Consider the following 1,241-nt stretch of genomic DNA (forward strand, 5'->3'; position numbering starts at 1 on the left):
CCCTGCGGCGCACGTCGTCCGGGCCGGCGCCGCCGTGCGGCAGGACCGTTCCCACCCACCACGAGCATTGCGGCGCGAGGCGCAGCCACTATCCGCCGACGTCCTCGACGCGTTCCGCCGGCTGGGCGCGGGCCGCCCGCTCCTGCAGCGCCTTCACCGATTCCGGGCTGTGCACGGCGCCTCTCCGCGGTCAGCGGGGCCGCTGGCGGTACATCTGGACGGCGAAGCGGAGCCGGGCGCCGACGAGGAGCGCCTCGTCCTCGGGGCAGTCGAGGAGCCGCGCGACCAGCTCGACGATCTGGTCATCGGTGAGGTCGGGTTCGCGTTCGGCGATGCGTCCGACGATCTCGACCAGCTCGGGGCGCTTGTAGCCGGCGATGGACTGCCCGCGCCGGACCTGCGCGGGAGCCGCCTTCCGCGCCGGCTCCCGCGTCTCCGCCGGCTCCGGCGACGCCTGCGGCTCAGGCGGTGCCTGGGGCTCCGGAGGCGCCGGGGGCGCCAGCGGTCTCGCGCCGGGCCTGCCCCAGATCGAGGGGATGTCGGACGGCTCCGGCTCGCCCCGGGTTTCGGGCCGGTCCCGTCCTGCCGCGTCCAGGCGCCGGGGCGGCGCGGCACGGCCCGGCTCCTCGGCGTGCGGCGCCCGGTTCACGGCGTCCAGCCGCCGGGGCGGTAGGCCGCTCTCATGCGGCGCGCCCTCATGCGGCTCGTCCTCGCGGGGATCGAGCCGCGGCGCGTCCAGCCTGCGCGGCGGGGCATTCGCGGGCCGCCGCACGGGAGGCCGGGGCTCCGGCGGCCGCTCTTCGGCGGCAGGCGGAGGGACGGGAGGCGGAGGAGTGCGGGGGCGCGCCGGCGGCTGGCTCGCCCCGGGCACCGGGCCGCCTCCCTCCTCGCGCGGGCGGACCGGCGCGGGCGGACGCGGCTCGCGGGCCGCCTCCGCCTGCCGGGCCTCCGCGCTCGGGGCGGGCGCCGGGGTGCTCGGACGCGGTGGCGGTGCGCTCCGGCCGGGTGCGTCCAGGCGCTGGGGCGCGGCGGCAGGCGGCTCCTCCGGAACCGGGGGCAGGGCTTTCGGTCGCGGGGCCGGCTGAGGAGCGCGTCCTGGGACGTCGCCGCGCGGTGCCGGGGACGGCGCGTGCCGTTCGTCGGGGCGGCGGACGGCCGGCCCCCGCGCGGGGGCGCGCGGAGCCGGCGCGGCGGGGCGCGGCTCGGGTCCGGGCGGACGCGGCCGGGGCGCGGCGGCAGGC

1 protein-coding gene is annotated in these 1,241 nt (G+C 81.1%); it reads right to left on the minus strand.

What is annotated here, in order from left to right; genetic code table 11:
* Positions 1-190 precede the first annotated feature (190 nt).
* Entirely contained in the window at positions 191-772 is a 582-nt protein-coding gene (locus ACIWVC_RS14735; RefSeq protein ID WP_396454233.1) for a hypothetical protein, read from the minus strand.
* Positions 773-1,241: the final 469 nt, after the last annotated feature.

The organism is Actinomadura sp. (assembly GCF_044508335.1).
In the GTDB taxonomy this organism is placed as follows: Bacteria; Actinomycetota; Actinomycetes; order Streptosporangiales; family Streptosporangiaceae; genus Spirillospora.